This is a genomic window from Pseudomonas sp. ERMR1:02 (assembly GCF_002277815.1).
Taxonomy (GTDB): domain Bacteria; phylum Pseudomonadota; class Gammaproteobacteria; order Pseudomonadales; family Pseudomonadaceae; genus Aquipseudomonas.
Window position 1 is genome coordinate 20387 of the sequence record NZ_NKJI01000031.1, and the last position, 22339, is coordinate 42725.

Here is a 22339-nt window from a genome sequence, read left to right on the forward strand (position 1 = left end):
AAAAAACGATGGTCACAGTTCTGCGTACCGGCACGCACTGCGCATCCTTTCAGGGACGAAACAAACGACAAAAATTTAGGCGATTGGAACGCTATCCAGCGGCGTCTAACGGACTTGTGACGCCATGACAACGAAATTTCTACATTTAAGTCTTCATGATTTGTGTCACTGATACGTCTTGTTATGCAAGAGCGCCCATTTTCCTGATCAGGCTCTGAAAAGGAGTTTTTGCAATGTACAACTCGCAACTACCAACGGACGGTAGCAACGCGCCAAAGGGTACTTCCATTGGGGTTGAAGTTTTCGACCAGCGTACCGATCGCCGCGGCAACGAGCGAATTCGTCTGTTGCTCAAGAGCTTTGGCCTGCGAACCAGTCTGATTCGTCTCAAAGTCATCGACGCCTTGCTGACAGCCGCTGAAAGTGACCGCAGCCTGGGCGTGCGGGGTGTGCATACTCATTTGCTGGAGCTGGATATTCCCCTGTCCTTCCTAAGCGTGCGCGAAGTGCTGAAACGCCTGTGCAGCGAAGGCGTGATCGTTCTGAACGCCGACAAAAGCTACAGCCTGGACCCACGGGCCATCGCCGTTCTGCGCCACCACTGATTGTAGGAGCAGCCGGTCGACTGCTCGCGAAAAACATCCGGAAGCACACCTGTGTAGGAGCCGGCTTGCTGGCGAACGCGGTGTGTCAGGCACAGACAAGGTGACTGAACTGACGTCTTCGCCAGCAAGCCGGCTCCTACAGAAGAAATGCGAACGACCTCCCGACCAGGTCGGCGGTAGGCCGCCATCACCTGAACAATGGATATACACCCAACATCAATAGCTCAGGGCTTGACCTTGCGGCGCATCACACCATTGATAACCACCACGATCACCGCCACGCCAATAGCGATGTACTGAAACAGTTTTTCGCTGATAACCCCGGTGTTCTGCAAATACGACAGGCCAAACATGATCCCCAGCACCACCAGGGAGATCAGAATCGAATATTTCAAACGTTGCGACTGGGTCATTGCGAGTTCCTGAACATGAGCCTGAATGAAAGCCTGTATCTGAAGTAAATGTATCCACTTTGTATCCGGATGCATGCCAAGCCCCTACCGTTTTCCGGGGATGGGGCGCTGCAAACGGGGTCTCATGTTACAGCCGATGAAGAGTTTTGGCTTCATAGCGGCGATAACCATGAGGATTTTCAAATGTTGCGTCGAATCACACTGCTGATTCCCCTGCTGGCCCTGCTGTCCCTGAGCGGCTGCATCGTTTTCCCCCACGGTGGCTGGCACCATGACCACCATTACGACGATCGGGGCGGACCCGGTTACTACCAGCATCGTTAACAACTCTCACTTATTCAACACCCTGAGCGCCTGATCCGGCGCTCAGCGGCCTTCCTGACAATCTTGTAATGTCTCCCTCATCTGCCTGACAGCTTTGGTCTACGATCATAAAGCCGCCCAGCTTGTAGTAATTCGAAACAAACCTTGAATGTCTGGCCGGGAAAACCGGTCAGAATGCGTTTTTTCGCCCGTAATCCGAGACACATTCCGACATGCGAACCCACCTGCGTCTGATCGCCTTGAGCGCCCTGTTCATTTCCTCCCTGGTCCAGGCCGCCGACTTGATTCCCATCGAAGTCCATCGCGACGCCAACTGCGGATGTTGCAAGAAATGGATCAGCCACCTGGAGGCCAACGGCTTCAAGGTCGATGATCATGTCGAAGCCAATATGAGCGAATTCAAACTACAGCATGGCGTACCCCCGCGCCTCGCGTCCTGCCATACGGGCCTGATTAACGGCAAATTTGTCGAAGGTCATGTGCCGGCCGATCAAGTCCTGGCCCTGAGCAAACGTGATGACCTGCTCGGCGTAGCGGCCCCCGGCATGCCCATGGGTTCGCCCGGCATGGAAATGGACGGGATGAGCGATGCGTATCAAGTGATCGGCCTGAAAAGGGACGGTACGGATGTGGTCGTGGCGGATTACCCGGCCCATTGATCTTCGGCGCCTATATCGGCTTGTTTCTGGCGGCCTTCGGTGCCGCGACGTTGCTGCCCTTGCAATCCGAAGCGGTGCTGGTGGGATTGCTGCTCAGCGACAAGTATTGGCTGTGGTCGCTGCTGGCGGTGGCGACACTGGGCAATGTCCTCGGCTCGCTGGTGAACTGGTGGCTGGGGCGCGCCATCGATCGCTTCCGTGACCGGCGCTGGTTTCCGGTCAGCCCCTCTCATCTGGAAAAAGCCCGAAACCATTATCAACGTTACGGACATTGGTCGCTGCTGCTCAGCTGGCTGCCGGTGATCGGCGATCCGCTGACGCTCGTCGCCGGCGTGATGCGCGAGCCGCTGGGGCGTTTTCTGCTGATCGTGACCCTGGCCAAAGGAGCCCGTTATGGCGTGCTGACACTTGCCACTGTGGGTTGGATGGGTTGAACCAACCGCGGTGGCGATTGCCTGCTTAACGTCGCCCTAATCATGCCGATCCAGCATCGACGGATTTTCAACGGAGTTCACCGATGCCCATCACCTTTACCCGCTGGTTGCCCGGCCTGCTGTTGACCGCCGCGCTGCCTGTCATCGCTCACGCCCAAGCTCAATCCCAGGCCCCGGAATATGGCCCGGAGCTGCAAGGTTTCGAGTACCCCTACACCGTCAAGCATTTCGCCTTCGAATCCCAGGGCAAGTCCCTGCAAATGGGTTACATGGACGTCGCCGCCCATGGCAAGGCCAACGGCCGCAGCGTGGTGCTGATGCACGGCAAGAATTTCTGTGGCGCGACCTGGGACACCTCAATCAAGGCGCTCAGCGACGCCGGTTTCCGGGTCATTGCCCCGGACCAGATCGGTTTCTGCACCTCCAGCAAACCGGACCACTATCAGTACAGCTTCCAGCAACTGGCGAGCAACACCCAGCAATTGCTCAAGGCCCTCGGCATCCAGAAAGCTACCCTCCTGGGGCATTCCACCGGCGGCATGCTCGCCACCCGCTATGCACTGCAATATCCCGAACAAGTAGAACGACTGGCGCTGGTCAACCCGATTGGCCTGGAAGACTGGAAGGCTCTGGGCGTGCCTTATCGTACAGTTGATCAATGGTATGAACGCGAGCTGAAGGTCACTGCCAAAGGCATCCACGACTACCAGCGCAGCACCTATTACGATGGCCGCTGGAAACCTGAGTTCGACCGTTGGGTGGACATGTACGCGGGCATGGCCAAGGGCCCGGGCAAGACCCAGGTGGCGTGGAACTCGGCGCTCATTTACGACATGATCTTCACCCAGCCGGTGTATTACGAGTTCAAGGATCTGAAGGTGCCGACCCTGCTGCTGATTGGTACCGCTGATACCACGGCCATCAATAAGGACATCGCCTCGCCCGAGGTCAAGGCAAAATCGGCCACTACGACGTCCTCGGCAAACAAGTGGCAAAACTGATTCCCCAATCGACCCTTATCGAATTCCCCGGCATGGGCCACGCGCCGCAGATGGAAGAACCGACGCAGTTCCACAAGGCGCTGCTTGGCTGGCTGAACAAAACCAACCCCGTGCATTAATGAGGTAAGGCTGATGGCGGTGCAGATTGCGGTGATTGACGATTGGCAGGATGTGGCCTGTGACGTGGTCGACTGGTCGCTGTTGGACGATATCGGCCAAGTAAGCTTTATCCACGACTACCCTGCCGACAATGAGACGCTGGCAGAACGCCTGGGTGAGTTTGAAGTGATTTGCGTGATGCGCGAGCGCACCCGGTTCGATGAAGACCTGTTGCGGCGCTTGCCGAAGCTCAAATTGCTGGTGACCGGCGGCATGCGCAATGCCGCCCTCGACTTCAAGGCTGCTGCCGGGCTGGGCATTCAAGTGTGCGGCACCGACAGCTACAAACACGCGGCGCCGGAACTGACCTGGGCCTTGATCATGGCCGCGACCCGCAATCTCGTGGCCGAAGCCAATGCCTTGCGCGCCGGTAAATGGCAGCAAAGCCTGGGTGGCGATCTGCACGGCAAGACGCTGGCAATCCTCGGCCTCGGCAGCATCGGCCAGCGTGTCGCGCAGTTTGGCCAGGTATTTGGCATGCGCGTAATCGCCTGGAGTGAAAACCTCACCGCCGAACGGGCCGCCCAGGTGGGCGTGACCTATGTCAGCAAGCAGCAACTGTTCGAGCAGGCTGATGTGTTGTCAGTTCACCTGGTCCTCAGCGACCGCTCCCGGGGACTGGTCGACGCCGAGGCTTTGGGCTGGATGAAGCCCACTGCGCTACTGGTCAACACCGCACGCGGGCCAATTGTCGATGAAGCGGCGCTGATCAAGGCCTTGCAGAAACGACGTCTGGCGGGCGCGGCGCTGGATGTGTTCGATGTCGAGCCGTTACCGCCCCATCATCCGTTCAGGACTTTGGAGAATGTGCTGGCCACGCCGCATGTGGGGTATGTGAGCCAGCAAAACTATCATCTGTTTTTCTCGCAGATGATTGAAGATATTCGGGCTTGGTCTGCGGGGGAGCCGATTCGATTGCTGAACTGATATCGCGTTATCGTTCATTCGCGAGCAAGCCCGCTCCCACAGTAGATCTTCATTAGACATAGATTTTGTGCCCGACATAGATCCACTGTGGGAGCGGGCTTGCTCGCGAAGAGGCCCGCATCAACAACACACCACCCAAAAACACGCACCGCAATGGTGCAGTTCAACTGTTCACCCACGCACACCGATGTGACAGTTCTGCTTCTTTTTTATCCGTTTTGATAAAAAAACCTGCACTTCGTCGGTGCGTTTGCCTCGTTATCCGGCACGTCCGTACCTCTTTGGACCGATTGTCGAACAATTTTGCCATATGGGCTTTACCGCTCTAAGTTCTGGTCTAGGCTCATTTTCTTGGGGCGAAACTGATCGGTCACAAAGCGGAAAAATAAAGAAACTTTCGCTGTTGGTGGTCGGTCGACTGAAAGGCAGGTGCGTTGCGACTGGTGCAATCCTTGCAATGGTCCTTGCAATGGTTACTTCACCCATTCTGCTTCAGCGCATTGGGCAGCGCTTGCTCACCGATGCGTAGCGCTTTTGCGCCGGGCCACAGGATTTGGCCACGAAATACCGTTTGCCAGACCTAAGAATTAGATCAACAACACGGGAGATTCATATGATCAGTGCGGCTTTAGATGCTCAGGGAGAACGTGCTCATCAGCATGTCGGTGAATCGAGCGCCGTAAGTGCTCCCACAGCCCAGTCGATCAGCGTTACCGGTACCAGAACGCTGACACCGGTGGCCAGTCAGAACCCCAACAGGAAGAAAGTGCTGTTCGTCACATCGGAGATCGCCGATCTGGTGAAAACCGGCGGTTTGGGAGACGTTTCCGCCGCCTTGCCACGGGCCATGACCCATCTGCACGACGTGCGTGTGCTGATCCCCGGTTACCCGCAGGTGCTGCACAGCGAAAACCCGATTCATATCATCGGTGAGCTGGGCGGACATGCCGCGCTGCCACCCTGCAAGATCGGGCGCATGGACATGCCCGATGGCCTGGTCATTTACGTGTTGATCTGCCCTGAGCTCTACGAGCGCGAAGGTTCGCCCTACGGCGCCAACAACGGTCGCGACTGGCCGGACAACCATATTCGCTTCGCTCGCCTCGGTCTGGCGGCTGCCGATATCGCCGCGAACCTGGCGCAAATTCACTGGTGCCCGGACCTGGTGCACGCCCATGACTGGCCAGCCGGTCTGGCGCCCGCGTACATGCACTGGCGCGGGCAACGCACGCCGACACTGTTCACCATCCATAACCTGGCGTATCAGGGCGTAACCAGCCTGGGCTCGTGCCCCGAACTGGGCATCCCCCTTCACGCCCTGCAACAGGAAGGCATGGAGTTCTACGGCAAGATGTCGTTCCTCAAGGCCGGCATGGCCTATTCGAGCCACATCACCACGGTCAGCGCGACCTACGCCCAGGAAATCACCACCCCGGCCTTCGGTTGCGGACTGGACGGTTTTCTCGCCTCCAAGACCCAGCAAGGCTTGCTCAGCGGCATTCCCAACGGCATCGATGAAAGCTGGGACGCCTCCACCGACGCGCACCTGTTACGCCCCTTCAGCATCGGCGACTGGGAAGGCAAAGCAGTCAATGCCGCCCACGTGCGCCAGTTGTTCGGCTTGAACGAATCCGAAGGCCCGTTGTTTGCCGTGGTTTCGCGACTGGTCTATCAGAAAGGCCTGGACCTGACCGAAGCGGTCTCGGAATACATCGTCAAATCCGGCGGGCAAATCGCGATCATCGGTCGTGGCGAACCGGAAGAAGAACAGGCGATGCGCGAACTGGCCCTGCGCTTTCCCGGTGAGATCGGCGTGCGTATCGGCTTCAATGAAACCGATGCGCGCCGCATGTTTGCCGGCAGCGACTTCCTGTTGATGCCTTCGCGCTATGAACCTTGCGGCTTGAGCCAGATGTACGCCCAGCGTTTCGGTTCGCTGCCGGTGGCGCGCAACACCGGCGGTCTGGCCGACACCATTGAGAACGGCGTGACCGGTTTCCTGTTCAACGAATCCACGGTGGAGAGTTATCAGGAAGCCCTGAGCCGCGCGTTCAAGATATTCGCCTTCCCGAACTGCTGAACGCCATGCGCTGCCGGGCCATGACGCAGCCTTTCAACTGGTGCCAGGCGGTCGAACCCTACGCCGAACTTTACGAACAGCTTGTGGCTAAAGCACTGGGGAAATCGCACAAACAGTAAGAGGCTTTCAAGATGCCGTTACGGACCCTTGAGACCTGGCCCCACGGCGCAATCATGCTGGACGCTGAGCACACGCAATTTGCGTTGTGGGCGCCAGATGCGTTCTACGTCAGTGTCGAACTGGAAAATGGACAGTCCTTGCCGTTGCTGCCTCAGGCTGACGGCTGGTTCGTGACCAATACCCGTTGCCCGGCGGGCACGGGTTACCGATTCAACATCGACGGCGAGCTGGAGGTGCCCGACCCGGCCTCCCGCGCCCAAGCCGGGGATATCCATTTGCACAGCGTGGTGGTCGACCCCCACGCTTATCGGTGGCAACACAGTGCCTGGCTGGGCCGACCCTGGAACGAGGCGGTCATTTACGAGTTGCACGTCGGTGCGCTCGGCGGTTTTCAGGCCGTCGAGCAACATCTGGCGCGCCTTGTCGAGCTGGGTATTACCGCCATCGAACTGATGCCTGTGGCGCAGTTTCCCGGTGAGCGCAATTGGGGCTACGACGGGGTGCTGCACTACGCACCCCAGGCGTCCTATGGTTCGCCCGAACAGCTCAAACATCTGATCGACAGCGCCCATGGCCACGGCCTGGCGGTGATACTCGACGTGGTCTACAACCACTTCGGCCCGGACGGCAATTACCTGCATCGCTACGCCAAGGGATTCTTCAATGAAGACAAACAAACGCCTTGGGGGGCGGCCATCGACTTTCGACGGCGCGAGGTGCGCGACTTCTTCATCGACAACGCGTTGATGTGGTTGCTGGAGTACCGGTTTGACGGTTTACGCTTTGACGCGGTGCATGCCATAGAAAGCCCCGACTTTCTTCAGGAAATGGCGCAGCGCATCCGCCAGCAGACCGATCCGGCGCGGCACGTCTGGCTGATGGTGGAAAACGAACACAACCAGGCAAGCCTGCTGGAGCAAGATTACGACGCGCAGTGGAACGACGATGGCCACAACGCCCTGCATGTATTGTTGACCGGCGAAACCGATGCCTACTATGCCGATTATGCGCAAAACCCCACTGAACAATTGGCGCGCTGCCTGAGCCAGGGCTTCGTGTTTCAAGGCCACATCAATCGCCATGGCAAGCCGCGCGGCGAACCCAGCGGACATTTGCCACCCAGCGCCTTCATTCTGTTTTTGCAAAACCACGACCAGATCGGCAACCGCGCCTTTGGCGAGCGCCTGCATCAACTGGCCCATCGCGATGCCTTAAAAGCCGCCACCGTGCTCTTGCTGCTGTCACCGATGATTCCGCTGATGTTCATGGGTGATGAGTGTGCCGCCGAGCAGCCGTTCCTGTTTTTCACCAGCCACCACGGTGAACTCGCGCGATTGGTGCGCGAAGGGCGGCGTAACGAGTTTGCCGCGTTCAGCGCCTTTGCCGATCCGCAAAAACGCGAACGGATTCCCGACCCGAACGCACCACAGACTTTCGAAGCGTCCCGGCCCACCCTGACGGCCAACGACGCTTCGGCCACCCAAGATCTGTATCGGCAACTGTTGCAGATCCGTCATCGGCAGATCATCCCGCGCCTGCCTGGCGCCCAGGGACTGAGTGCCGAGGTACTGGCTGATGGCGCGGTGTCGGCGCGCTGGTTGATGGGCGATGGCAGCGTGCTGCGCATCGACCTGAACCTCGGCGGCACGCCAGTGGTCCACACTTCACAGGCCGATGCGCTGTTGTTGTTCGAGCATCCTCCACAATCCTTCGGCCTGTTGGAACAGGGCACGCTTGCCCCTATTGCGCGCTAGTCACCCTCAAGGCCGCGGCCCCTTTGCTACCCCCGGATGGAGAGCGTCAATGAGCGATGCGCAACTTGAAATTCTGGCCAGCCGGGCAGGCCTGGCAGTCGACTGGATCGATGCCAACGGCCGCCCGCAAAAAGTCGCCCCCTCGGTTTTGCGCAATGTCCTGACCGGGCTCGGCCACCCGGCTGGCAGTGCGCAGGAAATCGACGCCAGCCTGCTCCAATTGCAGCAGGTGCAACAGACCCGACACTTGCCGCCGTTGATTACCACCGATTTCGGTGTCGGCCTCAACCTGTCCCATTACTTCGAACCGCAAACGCCATGCGAGATTCACCTTGAAGACGGTTCGCGGCTCATGCTCAAACTGGACGCCGAAGCGACGTTGCCGGGGCTGATTCCGGTCGGCTACCAGCATGTCAGCATCGATGGCCAGACTTTCACCCTGGCGGTAGCGCCTGAGCGCTGCTACAGCGTGGGAGATGCGGTTGAAAACCCGATGCCGCGTGCCTGGGGTTTGAGCGTGCAACTGTATGCGTTGCGCCGAACCGGTGATGGCGGATTCGGCGATACCCAGGCCCTGGAAGATCTGGCACGGGTGGCGGGTGAACGCGGCGCCGAAGCGCTGGCGATCAGTCCGCTGCATGCCATGTTCGCCAGCGACACCCAGCGCTACAGCCCTTACTCGCCGTCCAGTCGTTTGTTCCTCAACAGCCTGTATTGCGCGCCCGGCGCGATCCTCGGCGAACGTGCGCTGCGCTCGGCCATCGATGCTACCGGCCTGACTGCCGAACTCCAGCATCTGGAAGAACTGCCGTTGATAGACTGGCCGGCCGCTGCCGAAGCCAAACATCGGCTGTTGCAGGCACTGTACGAAGGCTTCGTTCAGGGCGAACACCCGTTGCACGCCGACTTCAGCAGCTTCCGCCACGCCGGCGGTGAGGCACTGGAAAATCACTGCCGTTTCGAAGCCATTCAAGAGGCCCGTGCCGCCAAGGGTGAAAGCCTCGACTGGCGCCAATGGCCCGAGCAATGGCGCAATCCGCGCAGTACTGCCCTGGCCGAATTCGCCGAAGAAAACGCCGGACGCATCGGCTTCTTTGCCTTCTGCCAATGGCTGATCACCCGGTGCCTGGAGCGTGCGCAAGCTGCCGCGCGCTCCAGCGGTATGAGCATTGGCCTGATTGCCGACCTGGCCGTCGGTGCCGATGGCGGCGGCAGCCAGGCCTGGAGCCGTCAGGATGAACTGCTCGCCTCCCTTACCGTGGGCGCGCCACCGGACATTCTCAACCGCACCGGTCAAGGTTGGGGGATTTCCGCGTTCTCTCCCGAAGGGCTGGTGCGCCATGGCTTTCGTGCCTTCATCGAAATGTTGCGCGCCAACTTCGCCCACGCAGGTGGTCTGCGCATCGATCATGTCATGGGCCTGCAACGCTTATGGGTGATCCCTAATGGCGCACCGCCCGCCGATGGCGCTTACCTCTATTACCCGGTGGACGACCTCCTGCGCCTGCTGACTCTCGAATCCCACCGCCATCAGGCTATCGTACTCGGCGAAGACCTCGGCACCGTGCCGGACGGCCTGCGGGAAAAACTCATCGCCCGTGCGATGCTGGGCATGCGGGTGCTGCTGTTCGAGCAGGACAACACCCACTTCAAACCGATCCTCGACTGGCCGGACAACGCCCTGGCAACCACCAGCACCCACGACTTGCCGACCCTCAACGGCTGGTGGCACGGCCGCGACATCGACTGGAACGCCCGATTGGGCCTGATCGATGCCAACACTGAAATCGAGTGGCGCCGCCATCGCGAACGGGAACGCGAAGGTCTGCGTCGCACGTTGACCCAAGACCCGCAGAACTTTCGCGAAGAGTCCCATGAAACCGACCAGGTGCTCGACGCCAGTGTGCGTTTCCTTGGCCATACCCGTGCACCGCTGGTACTACTGCCGCTGGAAGATGCCTTGGGCATCGAACAGCAGGCCAACCTGCCGGCACCATCGACACCCATCCCAACTGGTCCCGACGACTGCCCGGCGACAGCGAAGCCCTGCTCGATAACCCGGACGCCGCCCGACGCCTGGAGCTGCTCGCCTGTGCGCGACTTCAGGCGGCCGAGCGTGATCAATGACTCAAGTGTCTACTCAACCGCCTGTGCAACCCTTGCGGGCCACCCTTCGCCTGCAATTTCACAAAGACTTCACCCTGGACGATGCGGTGCCGCTGGTGCCGTACTTCGCGCGCCTCGGCATCAGCCACGTTTATGCCTCGCCGCTGCTGAGCGCTCGCGCCGGGTCGATGCATGGCTACGACGTGGTCGACCCGACCACGGTCAACAATGAACTGGGCGGTGAAGCAGCGCTACGTCGACTGGTCAGCGCGTTGCGCAACCAGAACATGGGGCTGATCCTCGATATCGTGTCCAATCATATGGCCGTCGGCGGTAGCGACAACCCGTGGTGGCTGGACTTGCTCGAATGGGGACGGCTAAGCCCTTACGGCGAGTTCTTCGATATTCAGTGGCACTCGCCCGATCCGTTGATGGAAGGTCAACTGTTATTGCCGTTCCTCGGCAGCGACTACGGCATCGCGTTGCAGGACGGCACCCTGCCCCTGCGCTTCGATGCGCAGCAGGGTGCGTTTCATGTCGAGCACTACGATCATCACTTCCCGATTTGCCCCAGCCACTACGGCGAACTGCTCAAGGCGGATGCTGAACCGCTCAAATCACTGGCGGACCGCTTCAGCACACTGAGCTATCAGACGGATGCTCACAGTCTGGCGATGCCGTTGAAAGACCAGTTACGCGAACTGGCCCGCGATCCGGCCATTGCGCAAGCCATCGAAGACAACCTGAAAAGTTACGACTCATTTACCCCTTCCGGCTTCCAACGACTACACAATCTGCTGGAACGCCAGAGCTATCGTCTTGCCAGTTGGCGCACCGCCGCGGATGACATCAACTGGCGGCGTTTTTTCGATGTCAACGAATTGGGTGGGCTACGTGTTGAGCGTCCCGCCGTATTTGAGGAGACCCATGCGAAGATCTTCCAGTTGGTGGCGGACGGCTTGATCGACGGCCTGCGCATCGACCATATCGATGGCCTCGCCGACCCTCGGAGTTACTGCCGCAAACTGCGGCGTCGGGTCGACAGCCTTGCGCCGGGCCGGCACCTGCCGATCTATGTCGAGAAAATCCTCGGCGAGGGTGAAACCCTGCACCGCGACTGGTCGGTGGATGGCACCACCGGCTATGAATTCATGAATCAGCTGTCGCTGCTGCAGCACGATCCCCAAGGTGAACAGATCCTGGGCGAGCTCTGGCATCGGCACAGCGAACGCCCGGCCGATTTCCGCGAGGAAGCACAACTGGCCCGTCAGCAGATCCTCAACGGTTCCCTGGCCGGGGATTTCGAAAGTGTCGCCCATGCCTTGCTTCAAGTGGCCCGCGACGATCTGATGACCCGCGACCTGACCCTGGGTGCAATTCGTCGTGCATTGCAGGAATTGGTCGTGCACTTTTCGGTGTACCGCACTTACATCAGTCCTGTCGGGCGCTCGGCTCAGGACGAAGCCTTTTTCCAGCAGGCGATGGCCGGCGCCCGGCAAACCCTGGGCGAAGCGGACTGGCCGGTGCTCGATTGTCTGGCCGGTTGGCTGGGCGGCGAATCCTGGCGCAAACATCCGCCGGGCCGCCCGCGCAAACGGCTCAAACATGCCTGCGTGCGCTTTCAGCAGCTGACTTCACCGGCGGCGGCGAAAGCCGTGGAAGACACCGCGTTCTATCGTTCGGCGGTGTTGCTATCGCGCAATGACGTTGGCTTCAGCACCGAGCAGTTCAGCGCGCCGGTAGCCGAGTTTCATGCCGCGTGCGCACAGCGCCTGGCCGAATTCCCCGACAACCTGCTGGCCACCGCCACCCACGATCACAAACGCGGTGAAGACACTCGCGCGCGCCTGGCAGTGCTCAGCGAGCGCAGCCAGTGGTATGCCGAGCAGATCGGTCTGTGGCGCGCCCTCGCCCGGCCGTTGCGCAACGATGATCAATTGCCGTCGGCCGGGGATGAGCTGATCCTGTATCAAGCGATCCTCGGCAGTTGGCCGCTGGACTTGCGCAGTGATGATCCACCGGCCCTGGAGGACTACGCCAGGCGACTCTGGCAGTGGCAACAAAAAGCCCTGCGCGAAGCCAAGTTGCAGAGTAGCTGGAGCGCGCCTAACGATGCCTACGAACAAGCGAGCGAGGAATTCCTGCGGCGCCTGTTAGTGACGCCGGACGGCGAGCTGCTGCGCTGCGCTCTGGGCAAGGCCGCTCAGGCCATTGCCACGCCGGGCGCACTCAACGGATTGGCGCAAACCTTGCTGCGCATGACGGTGCCGGGTGTGCCGGATCTCTATCAGGGCAATGATTTCTGGGACTTCACTCTGGTCGATCCGGACAACCGCCGGCCAGTGGATTACGCCAGCCGCCAGCAGGCCTTGCAGCAACCTTTAGACCTGCCTGATTTGCTGGCGAACTGGCGTGACGGGCGCATCAAGCAGACGCTGATTGCCCGCACGTTGAACCTGCGCGCCGAGAATCCGGAGCTGTTTCGACGGGGGAGTTACCAGCCCCTCGAAGTCGTCGGCAGCCAGGCGCATCGGGTGCTGGGATTTGTTCGAGAACATGAAGGCGAACGGGCTATCGTCATCGTGCCGATTCGTTGCGCGGCCCTGCTGGAAAACAGTGCAGTACCGCAGGTTGGCGCGCCGCAGTGGGGCGATACGCGGGTTCAACTGCCATTTACTACCGCCGGGAAAAGTCTCAAGGGACTTTTTTCGAGCGATGTAGTCACAAAAAACAGGGAGCTGATGATCAGCGCCGCGCTGGGGGATTTCCCGGTCAATCTGTTTATCCAAACTACCGACACTTGAGTTGTTCAGGAGCATTGCGATGAGTACCGAAGACAAACGCATCCGCGAGTTTGCCTATCAGATATGGGAGTCAGAAGGCAAACCCGAAGGCGAGGAAGCACGCCACTGGGAGATGGCACGCAAACTGGCTGAAGCCGAGGCGCTGGCGCCCAAGAAGTCACCGCAAGCGGCGGGCAGCAAGACCGCAGCCAGCAAACCGGCTGCCGGCAAAACTCTGAATGGCAAGGCTGGCGAGCCTAAAGCCAAAGAAGCCAAGGCCAAGCCTGCTGCAGCTTCCAAGGTGATTCCTTCGGGGGAAAAAGCAGTAGAGAAGAAGCCTCGCACAGCGCGAAAACCGCCTGCTGTCTAACGGTTTAACGATTGTCCTGAATGACTACGTGGCGAGCGTGCTCGCCACCGAGGGATCGCTCGTTCTCCGGAAAGCCTCTTGTGGGAGCGGGCTTGCTCGCGAAAGCGGTGTAACAGCCAACACTGATGTCGACTGACACACCGCTTTCGCGAGCAAGCCCGCTCCCACAGATACCAGGTACAAACGTGTGGAATTTGGAACCATCGCGAGCAGGATCGCGCCCACATTTACCGCGCAGTTGTCCCCCCTTTGCAGGAGCACCTATGACCCGTCCAAAGAAAGCCGCGCCAGCACCTCAAGCCGAGGCCTCCTCGCGCATCCGTGAAGGCCTGCCCTTTCCATTGGGTGCGACCTGGGATGGGCTGGGGGTCAATTTCGCCTTGTTTTCCGCCAATGCCACTCGCGTTGAACTGTGCATTTTCGATGATGCCGGCGAAGTGGAATTAGAGCGCATCGAACTGCCGGAGTACACCGACGAGATCTACCACGGCTACCTGCCCGACGCCCATGCGGGGCTGATCTACGGCTACCGCGTGTACGGCCCGTACGACCCGGCCAACGGTCATCGCTTCAATCCCAACAAACTGCTGATCGACCCTTACGCCAAACAACTGGTGGGCAAGTTGAAATGGTCCGAGGCGTTGTTCGGCTTCACCATCGGGCATCCAGACGCCGACCTCAGTTTTGATGAACGCGACAGCGCACCCTTTGTGCCGAAATGCAAGGTGATTGACCCGGCGCACACTTGGGGCCACGACCATCGGGTCAGTGTGCCGTGGGACAAACCATTATTTATGAGACCACGTGCGCGGCATCAGCATGAGTCACCCTACCGTCCCCGAGAACGTGCGCGGCACCTTCGCCGGGTTGATGGTCGACGACGTGCTGGAACATATCCGCAAGCTCGGCGTATCGACTGTGGAATTGCTGCCGATCCATGCCTTCGTCAATGACCAGCACCTGCTGCACAAGGGTATGACCAATTACTGGGGCTATAACAGTATCGCGTTCTTTGCCCCCGACCCGCGCTACCTGGCCAGCGGCAAGATCGCCGAGTTCAAGGAGATGGTCGCCCACCTGCACGAAGCCAATCTCGAAGTGGTTCTCGACGTGGTCTACAACCACACCGCCGAGGGCAATGAACAAGGTCCGACACTGTCCATGCGCGGTATCGACAACGCTTCGTACTACCGCTTGGTGCCGGACGACAAGCGCTTCTATATCAACGATTCCGGCACCGGCAACACGCTCGACCTGAGCCACCCGTGCGTGCTGCAAATGGTCACCGATTCCCTGCGCTACTGGGCCTCGGAAATGCATGTGGACGGTTTCCGCTTCGACCTGGCGACCATTCTCGGGCGCTATCACGATGGCTTCGACGAGCGCCACAGCTTCCTCGTGGCCTGCCGCCAGGACCCGGTCCTGCGTCAGGTGAAAATGATTGCCGAAGCCTGGGACTGCGGCCCCGGCGGCTACCAGGTCGGCAATTTCCCGCCCGGCTGGGTTGAATGGAACGACAAATTTCGCGACACCGTACGCGCGTTCTGGAAAGGTGATGACGGGCAACTCGCGGACTTCGCCAGCCGCATGACCGGTTCCGGCGAGATGTTCAATCAACGCGGTCGGCGTCCTTATTCTTCGCTGAATTTCGTCACCGCCCACGACGGCTTCACCCTCAACGATCTAGTGTCGTACAACGACAAGCACAACGAAGCCAATGACGAGAACAACCAGGACGGCAGCAACAATAATCTGTCCTGGAACCATGGCGTCGAAGGCCCTACCGACGATCCCGAGATCAACGAGCTGCGTCTGCGGCAAATGCGCAACTTCTTCGCCACTTTGATTCTGGCCCAAGGCACGCCAATGCTGGTGGCCGGTGACGAGTTCGCCCGCACCCAGGAGGGCAACAACAATGCCTATTGCCAGGACAGCGAAATCGGCTGGGTCAACTGGTACATAAGCGAAGACGGCAAAGCCCTGCTCAAGTTCGTCAAACGCCTGATCGAGTTGCGCCTGGCTTACCCGATCCTGCGTCGCGGGCGCTTTCTGGTGGGCGATTACAACGAGGACATTGGCGTCAAGGACGTCACCTGGCTGGCAGCGGACGGCAGCGAGATGACCACCAAGCATTGGCACGATGCGCACAATCGCTGCATGGGCATGTTGCTCGACGGCCGCGCGCAAGAGACCGGCATTTGCCGCAAAGGCGCCGACGCCACTTTGCTGCTAGTGGTCAATGCGCACCACGACGTCGTCAACTTCCTGCTGCCGGAGGTGCCCGACGGTGGCTTCTGGACCTGCATGATCGACACCAACCAACCGTCGATCCGCGGCCAGGAACGCTTCGAGTTCGGCCACGAATACTCGGTCACCGGCCGCTCGCTGCTGTTGTTCGAACTGCAGCATGAGGAAGAGGAATAACCTGAGCCCCTGTAGGAGCGAGCTTGCTCGCGAAAAACGTCCGGGCAACGCGGGCATCCAGACGCCCCGCGTCATCGTTGACGTCCATCGCGAGCAAGCATCGCTCCTACAGAGGGAGTGCGGATAAAAAAACGTACCGCCGGCAACATCGGGGCGACGAATAGCATGACATGAGCAATACTCTGCCCGCGGCAGTTCCAGGGTTCGGAACGCGGCCAAACGCTTTCAACGAGAACAAGGACGTCGCCATGAAACCGCTCTCTCTCCTCGAAAACAGCCTGTCGGCGCAGATCTGGAACAGTGCCCCGCAACTGGACAATATCCCCGTCATCAACACCCAGTCCCTCGTTCCCGCCGGCGCCCGTGCGGTGGTGATTGCCCCGCATCCGGGCGATGAGGTGGTGACATGCGGCGGCCTGCTGCAATTGCTCAGCACCATGGGCCATCCCTTGCAATTGATCTCGGTCACCGACGGCAGCGCCAGCCATCCGGGATCCCAGCAATGGTCGGAGAAACGCCTCAGCGTGTTTCGCGCACAGGAAAGCGTCGAAGCCTTGCGTCGCCTGGGGTTGCCGATGCACAGCCTGAAGTGGATTCGCGGCGGCTTCACCGACAACACCCTGAACGAGCATGAGCTTGAACTTACAAAGTTCATCGCCCGGTATTTGCGGCCCGGCGACGTGGTGTTCAGCACTTGGTCCGAAGACGGCAACAGTGACCACGATGCCGTCGGCCGCGCCTGCGCCAACGCCGCGGCCATCGCCGGTGCCGATTTCAACGAAGTACCGGTCTGGGCCTGGCATTGGCCAACGCGCGAACGCGGCTTGATCCCCTGGCATCGCGCCCGCAAGGTCCGTCTGGACACCTGGACGGTCGCGCGAAAAAGCCATGCGACCCACGCCTACGCCAGCCAACTGGACGGCGAACCGGCCATCGGCATCGCCCCGCTGCTGCCACGGGTGCTGCTGCAGCGGATACGCTTGCCCTATGAAATCGTCTTCGTCTGACCCACAGCGCTCAATCTGTAGGAGCGAGGCTTGCCCGCGAAGAGGCCTGAACATTCACCATCATCGCTGCCTGTGAGTACGTCTTCGCGGGCAAGCCTCGCTCCTACAGGGATCGGTGCCATCTACATTGTCACCCAGACTGAACTGCCCGCCCCCACATCAGTCGCATGCATAAGCCTGCCTTGATTCAGAGGAGTGAAAGTGACCCGTACCTCCAAGCCGCAGACGCTCGAATCAGTGCCGTTGAACAAAACCCCGGCCATCCATCGACTGCGTGTGCTGACCGTCAATACCCACAAGGGCTTTACCGCCTTCAACCGACGTTTCATCCTGCCCGAATTGCGCGAAGCGGTGCGCAGTACCTCGGCGGACCTGGTGTTCTTGCAGGAGGTGGTCGGCGAACATGATCGCCACTCTTCGCGCTTCAACGATTGGCCAACGACCTCGCAATACGAGTTCCTCGCGGACAGCATGTGGAGCGATTTCGCCTATGGCCGCAATGCGGTCTACCCCGACGGTCACCACGGCAACGCGCTGTTGTCCAAATACCCGATTCGCGAATACCGCAACCTCGATGTTTCCATCACCGGACCCGAGCGCCGCGGGCTGTTGCATTGCGTGCTGGACGTGCCTGGGCACGCCGAGGTCCATGCGATCTGCGTTCATCTGAGCCTGCTGGAAAGTCATCGACAACTTCAGTTGCAGTTGCTCTGTCAGCTGCTTGAATCCCTGCCCGACGATGCACCGGTGATTATCGCTGGCGATTTCAACGACTGGCAGCTCCAGGGTAACGCCGCCCTCGCCCGTCGCGACTACCTGCACGAAGCCTTCGAACGCCATCACGGCCGTCCCGCCAAAACTTACCCCGCGCGGTTTCCGCTGCTGCGCCTGGACCGCATTTATCTGCGCAATGCCAGTAGCCATGAGCCGAAAATTCTCGGGACCAAGCCATGGACGCACTTGTCGGATCATTTGCCGCTGGCCGTTGAAGTACACCTCTGAACCCTGTGCCGATCATGTCGAAAAATCACTCATGATCGACAGCTAAAACGTTTCACCTGTTACTTTTGACAGTAGATACGCAAAAAAACTGCTGCTACGTTGCACTCGTCCATACACCTGAACCTATGGACGTGCGACTCATAGTGGCCGTCGTTGCTGAACGTTATCGGTTTCGGGTGACTGTTCACCCGATGCTGTCTCGCAACTCGCGCTGCCGATGGCGTCTGATGCCTTGCCATTTCTGACATGTGGCAACTCAGTCGCCGATCCATAAGCGGAGACGAGCATGAAGTTTTCCAGCGATCTGCCCATGTACCGTTACAGCGCCTGTGCCGTTTCAATCCTGTTCTGCATCGGCTGGCCCCAACCCACCCAAGCGGCGTGTACGCTCACCCCCACCGCCGGTAACGATAACTACGTTTGTGACAGCGCCAGCAATGGGCCGCTGACTGACCTGGCGGGCAATAACCGCCTGACCTTCCCGGCCAATGGCTCCGGCACGATCAATGGCAACGTCACGTTCGGTGCCGGCACCGATACGGTCAACATGAATTCCGGGCGCATCGTCGGTGTGCTGGATCAGGGTGACGGCGCGGACGTCCTCAACATCAGCGCCGGGCAGATCACCGGGGCGGTCCAACAAGGCAATGGCGTCGATAATTTCACCATGACTGGCGGCATTATTCAGTCCCTGGCTCAAGGCGACAGCCGCGACTCTTTCCTGATGACCGGCGGCACCATCGTTGGTGCTTTCGAGGATGGCGATACTGCCAAGATGACTGGAGGCACCATCGGCCGGGTCGACATGAAGCTCGATAACAACCTGTTCGACATGTCCGGCGGAAAGATCCTGGGCAATCTGGTGACGGGCTTCGGACGCGACACCATCATCGTATCCGGTGGGAGTATTGGCGGGTTCATCAGCGTCAGCGGTGGCGACGACAGCATTAAAGTGACCGGTGGCGAGGTCTTTGGTGAGATCCGCACCAGCGTCGGCAATGACACTTTTGTCTGGGATGGCGGTGGCATCCTTCACTCGGCAATTCTGATGGAAGGCGGCGACGACAGCGCGACTGTGCGCAATCTCGACGAGAGCACCCTCGCCCAGACCCCGAGCCTCAACGGCGGCACCGGCAACGATGTGCTGACCTTCGATCACACCACAACCACGGGCGCTGGCCGCTACGTCAATTGGGAAACGGTCAAGCTGAGTAACAACTCACGGCTCGATCTCGCCGATAACTTCGTACTGGGTGACAGCGCATCCCGCACTGGTGTGTTCAACATCGACGGCAGCAGCGTCCTGACGTCGACGCAAGGCAGCATCTCGCCCTTCACCGCCGGCCAGCGTGCGACATTGAACAACGCCGGGATCATCGACCTTGGCAACGGCAATACCCGTACCAGCGACACCCTGACGGTAGAGGGCAATTACGCGGGAAGCGGCGGTCAACTGCTTGTGCAAAGTGTGCTTGGCGGTGACAACTCGCCCAGTGACAAACTGGTTGTCAATAACGGTTCCCTGACGGGTACCACTGCAATCAGCGTCACGAATCTGGGTGGCGCTGGCGCGGCAACTTTGCAAAATGGCATTCAGGTAGTCCAGGCCCAAGGCACGGCAACCAGCGACAATGGCGCCTTTACGCTCAAGACCCCGTTGTCGGTCGGCGCCTACGATTACGTCCTGTACAAGGGCGGTGTAACCGCCGGCAGTCAGGACAGTTGGTACTTGCGTTCGTCCGTCGTGGCGCCGCCACTGGTAGCAGTGACCGCAGCCAACCCCGCCCCGGCCCTGCCGCCGGTAGCCAACCCCGCCCCGGCTGTGCCACCGGTGGGCAACCCCGCCCAGCCGTGCCATCGCTGCCCAACCCCGCGCCGGCCGTGCCACCCGTGGTAGAACTGGTGCCTTTGGTGGCGATACCCGTGGCCGCCGCCGGCAGCCCGCCGTTGCCAACGCCCGAACCCGGTGCTGCACCGATTCCGTTGTACCGCATGGAAGTGCCAACCTGGTCGATATTGCCGTCAGCGGCTGCGCAAATGACCCTGACCGCCCTCGGCACCTTCCATGATCGCCAGGGTGATCAGAGCCTGCTGACTGAAACCGGAACCTTTGGCGCAGGCTGGGGGCGGGTCTATGGCAAGGACCTCGACCAGACATGGGCCGGCACCGTCACGCCACGTTTCGACGGCTCAATTAAAGGGTTCCAGGTGGGCAACGATCTGTTCGCCTCAGAAACGTCTGGGGGACAAACCCAGCGCAGCGGTTTCTTCGTCGGCCAAAACCGCATGAAGGGTAATGTTGACGGCTTCAACCAGGGTTACGAAGGTAAACGCGCCGGCAAAGTCGAACTTGAAGGCAACAATCTCGGCGCCTACTGGACCCTGACAGATCCTAAAGGTAGATACTTCGATGCGGTGGCGATGTACACCTGGCTTTATGGCGATAGCCATTCCGATCGCGGCCTCAAAATCGACAATCGCGGTCACGCGCTGACCCTTTCATTGGAGACAGGTTTTCCCTTCACGCTGGCGCGCAACTGGGTGATCGAACCCCAGGGGCAAATCATCCGCCAGCAGGTTGATCTCGACAGTCAGAATGACGGCATTTCCCGAGTGTCTTTGATTCCGACGCGGCATTGACCGCTCGACTCGGCGCGCGGCTCAAAGGCAGCTTCAAAGCCGGCGGCCTGCCGCTGGAACCCTGGCTGCGTGTCAACGTTTGGCACGCTTTTGAAGGCACTGACACAGTCACTTTCGCCAACACCACCGATATCGATACAAAGCAGAAATCTTCGTGGGCTGATGTCGGTATTGGCGCGACCCTGAAGCTCGCGCCAAGCGTCGGCGTATATGCCAATGTTGATTACAGCAGCAATCTAGACGCTAACCAGCAACGCGCAATGGCCAGCACGCTGGGTATCAGGGTCAGCTGGTAATACCGAGCAAAGGCTCTAGCACGTGCGTTTTTTTGACGTTTTTTCCAATAAACAAGAACTTAGGTACGCGCCGTAAATCAGTCACTTATACGACCTGAAATACCACTACCACTGATCGGCCATTTTCTTGACGCAGTGGCGGGGGTCTTCTTGACTTCACGGTACTACCCCGGAATCATTACCAGGGGCAAGCCCCCAAGACACCCGCGCGATCGGGCGCCCCCCCGGCTTGCTCCAAACCATTCGGTCGCCCCTCGCTCGGGGTAGGAGAGACGCCAAGGCAAGTACGGCACGCGATTGCAAGGTAGCCCCGCCATGAAAACCTCCCTAACCCAACACGAGATCAAAATCACTTTTTTGCACTGTCTCGAGCTCACTCCTGCTGTGCTCGTCCATGGAAGTGCAGGCAACACCTGCCGAAGAAGATACAACGCCCTGGTTCGGCCAGGACATCCCGACGCTCTCCTTGCCTGCTCTCGCGAATACGTACCCCGGGCGTTTCAGCCCTGCTACCGATATGCGAAGCAGTTACTTCACCACCGAAGACGCCACCCCCTTCGCCTGGGATCAGGTCTACGGACAGGCCTCCCGCCTGGCCCAAACCGATGCCTTGGGCCAGGGCGTTTCCAATCCCGGCTCAGGCGAAGTCAAAGGTCCGGCGATCCTGACTGTGCAAAGCGGCAGCGGCCAGACCCAACAGGTCGGCCTGATTAGCGGCACCACCCAGTTGCAGGGCAATAGCAGTGGCCTGCTGACCAACCGCGCCATGTCCGACCCGACCACCGATACCCTCAACCTGCAAGGCCAAAGCCTCGGGCCTACTGGAGCCTGACCGGGGCACAGGGCTGGCACGTCGACCTGTCGGCCAGCGGCGGCCGTGTAAGCGGGTTCAGTCGCAACGAACAGGGCGCCCGGCAAGCCACCGAAGGCAGCGCGATGACGCTGTCGGTGGAGGGTGGTTTTCCGATCGGTATCAGCGAAAACTGGGTGGTTGAACCCCAGGCGCAATTGATCAACCAGCGGATCACCCTCGATACGCCCTATGCGGGCTCGGGCAACGCTTCTTCCTCCGACGTGACGGCATGGAGCGGCCGTGTCGGTGCCAAATTGCAAGGTAGTTATGACATCAGCGGCCTGCCCGTCGAACCCTATGTACGGACCAACTTGTGGCACACGGTGTACACCGGCAATACCGTGACGCTGGATCAGGTCGACAAGATCACCAGCAGTCGCAA

The 22339-nt window shown here is 59.8% G+C and carries 10 protein-coding genes and 7 pseudogenes; 16 read left to right on the top strand and 1 reads right to left on the bottom strand.

The genetic code is table 11. The annotated features are described in order from the left end of the window. The first annotated feature begins 233 nt into the window (after positions 1–233). Positions 234–605, top strand: a complete 372-nt coding sequence (locus CES87_RS30405) for a fe2+ zn2+ uptake regulation protein (protein ID WP_128609040.1) — start codon at positions 234–236, stop codon at positions 603–605. Positions 606–829: 224 nt separating this feature from the next. Here the strand turns inward: CES87_RS30405 and CES87_RS30410 are convergent, their stop codons facing one another. After that, the gene (locus CES87_RS30410; protein WP_028620074.1) at positions 830–1018 is read right to left on the bottom strand and encodes a hypothetical protein; all 189 of its coding nucleotides are present in this window, start codon (positions 1016–1018) and stop codon (positions 830–832) included. Positions 1019–1201: 183 nt separating this feature from the next. Between CES87_RS30410 and CES87_RS32525 the strand changes: the two genes are divergently transcribed. The 15 genes and pseudogenes from CES87_RS32525 to CES87_RS30485 form a co-directional block, all read left to right on the top strand. Continuing rightward, a complete protein-coding gene (locus tag CES87_RS32525) occupies positions 1202–1342 on the top strand; it encodes a hypothetical protein (RefSeq protein WP_178081513.1) in 141 nt (46 codons plus the stop codon). A 212-nt stretch (positions 1343–1554) separates the two neighbouring features. After that, the gene (locus CES87_RS30415) at positions 1555–2001 is read left to right on the top strand and encodes a DUF411 domain-containing protein (RefSeq protein ID WP_128609042.1); all 447 of its coding nucleotides are present in this window, start codon (positions 1555–1557) and stop codon (positions 1999–2001) included. Continuing rightward, positions 2001–2435, top strand: coding sequence for a YqaA family protein (locus CES87_RS30420; protein WP_128609056.1), 435 nt, complete (start codon positions 2001–2003; stop codon positions 2433–2435). The genes CES87_RS30415 and CES87_RS30420 overlap by 1 nt, the downstream gene beginning before the upstream one ends. A gap of 83 nt (positions 2436–2518) precedes the next feature. After that, positions 2519–3555: pseudogene (locus CES87_RS30425) on the top strand (alpha/beta fold hydrolase). Between the two features lie 13 nt (positions 3556–3568). Further along, on the top strand, positions 3569–4522 hold the full coding sequence (locus CES87_RS30430; protein ID WP_128609044.1) for a D-2-hydroxyacid dehydrogenase family protein: 954 nt from the start codon (positions 3569–3571) through the stop codon (positions 4520–4522). A 613-nt stretch (positions 4523–5135) separates the two neighbouring features. Continuing rightward, positions 5136–6721: pseudogene (gene glgA / locus CES87_RS30435) on the top strand (glycogen synthase GlgA). Between the two features lie 12 nt (positions 6722–6733). Continuing rightward, a pseudogene (gene treZ / locus CES87_RS30440) lies at positions 6734–8529 on the top strand (malto-oligosyltrehalose trehalohydrolase). Next, positions 8526–10603, top strand: a pseudogene (gene malQ, locus CES87_RS30445) (4-alpha-glucanotransferase). Before treZ ends, malQ begins: the two co-directional pseudogenes overlap by 4 nt. Then, positions 10600–13386 (top strand): malto-oligosyltrehalose synthase, encoded by a 2787-nt coding sequence (locus tag CES87_RS30450; protein ID WP_128609048.1) that lies wholly within the window; start codon positions 10600–10602, stop codon positions 13384–13386. The pseudogene malQ and the gene CES87_RS30450 overlap by 4 nt, the downstream one beginning before the upstream one ends. Positions 13387–13405: 19 nt before the next feature. Then, positions 13406–13735, top strand: coding sequence for a DUF2934 domain-containing protein (locus CES87_RS30455; RefSeq protein ID WP_128609050.1), 330 nt, complete (start codon positions 13406–13408; stop codon positions 13733–13735). Between the two features lie 263 nt (positions 13736–13998). Continuing rightward, positions 13999–16159, top strand: a pseudogene (glgX, locus tag CES87_RS30460) (glycogen debranching protein GlgX). A 248-nt stretch (positions 16160–16407) separates the two neighbouring features. Next, positions 16408–17166 carry a PIG-L deacetylase family protein gene (locus CES87_RS30465; RefSeq protein WP_128609052.1) on the top strand — a complete coding sequence of 253 codons (759 nt, stop codon included), beginning with the start codon at positions 16408–16410 and terminating at the stop codon, positions 17164–17166. Between the two features lie 201 nt (positions 17167–17367). After that, the gene (locus CES87_RS30470) at positions 17368–18168 is read left to right on the top strand and encodes an endonuclease/exonuclease/phosphatase family protein (protein WP_128609054.1); all 801 of its coding nucleotides are present in this window, start codon (positions 17368–17370) and stop codon (positions 18166–18168) included. A 310-nt stretch (positions 18169–18478) separates the two neighbouring features. Further along, a pseudogene (locus CES87_RS33840) lies at positions 18479–21104 on the top strand (autotransporter outer membrane beta-barrel domain-containing protein). A gap of 315 nt (positions 21105–21419) precedes the next feature. After that, positions 21420–22339 (top strand): annotated as a pseudogene (locus tag CES87_RS30485) (autotransporter outer membrane beta-barrel domain-containing protein); the annotation flags it as partial.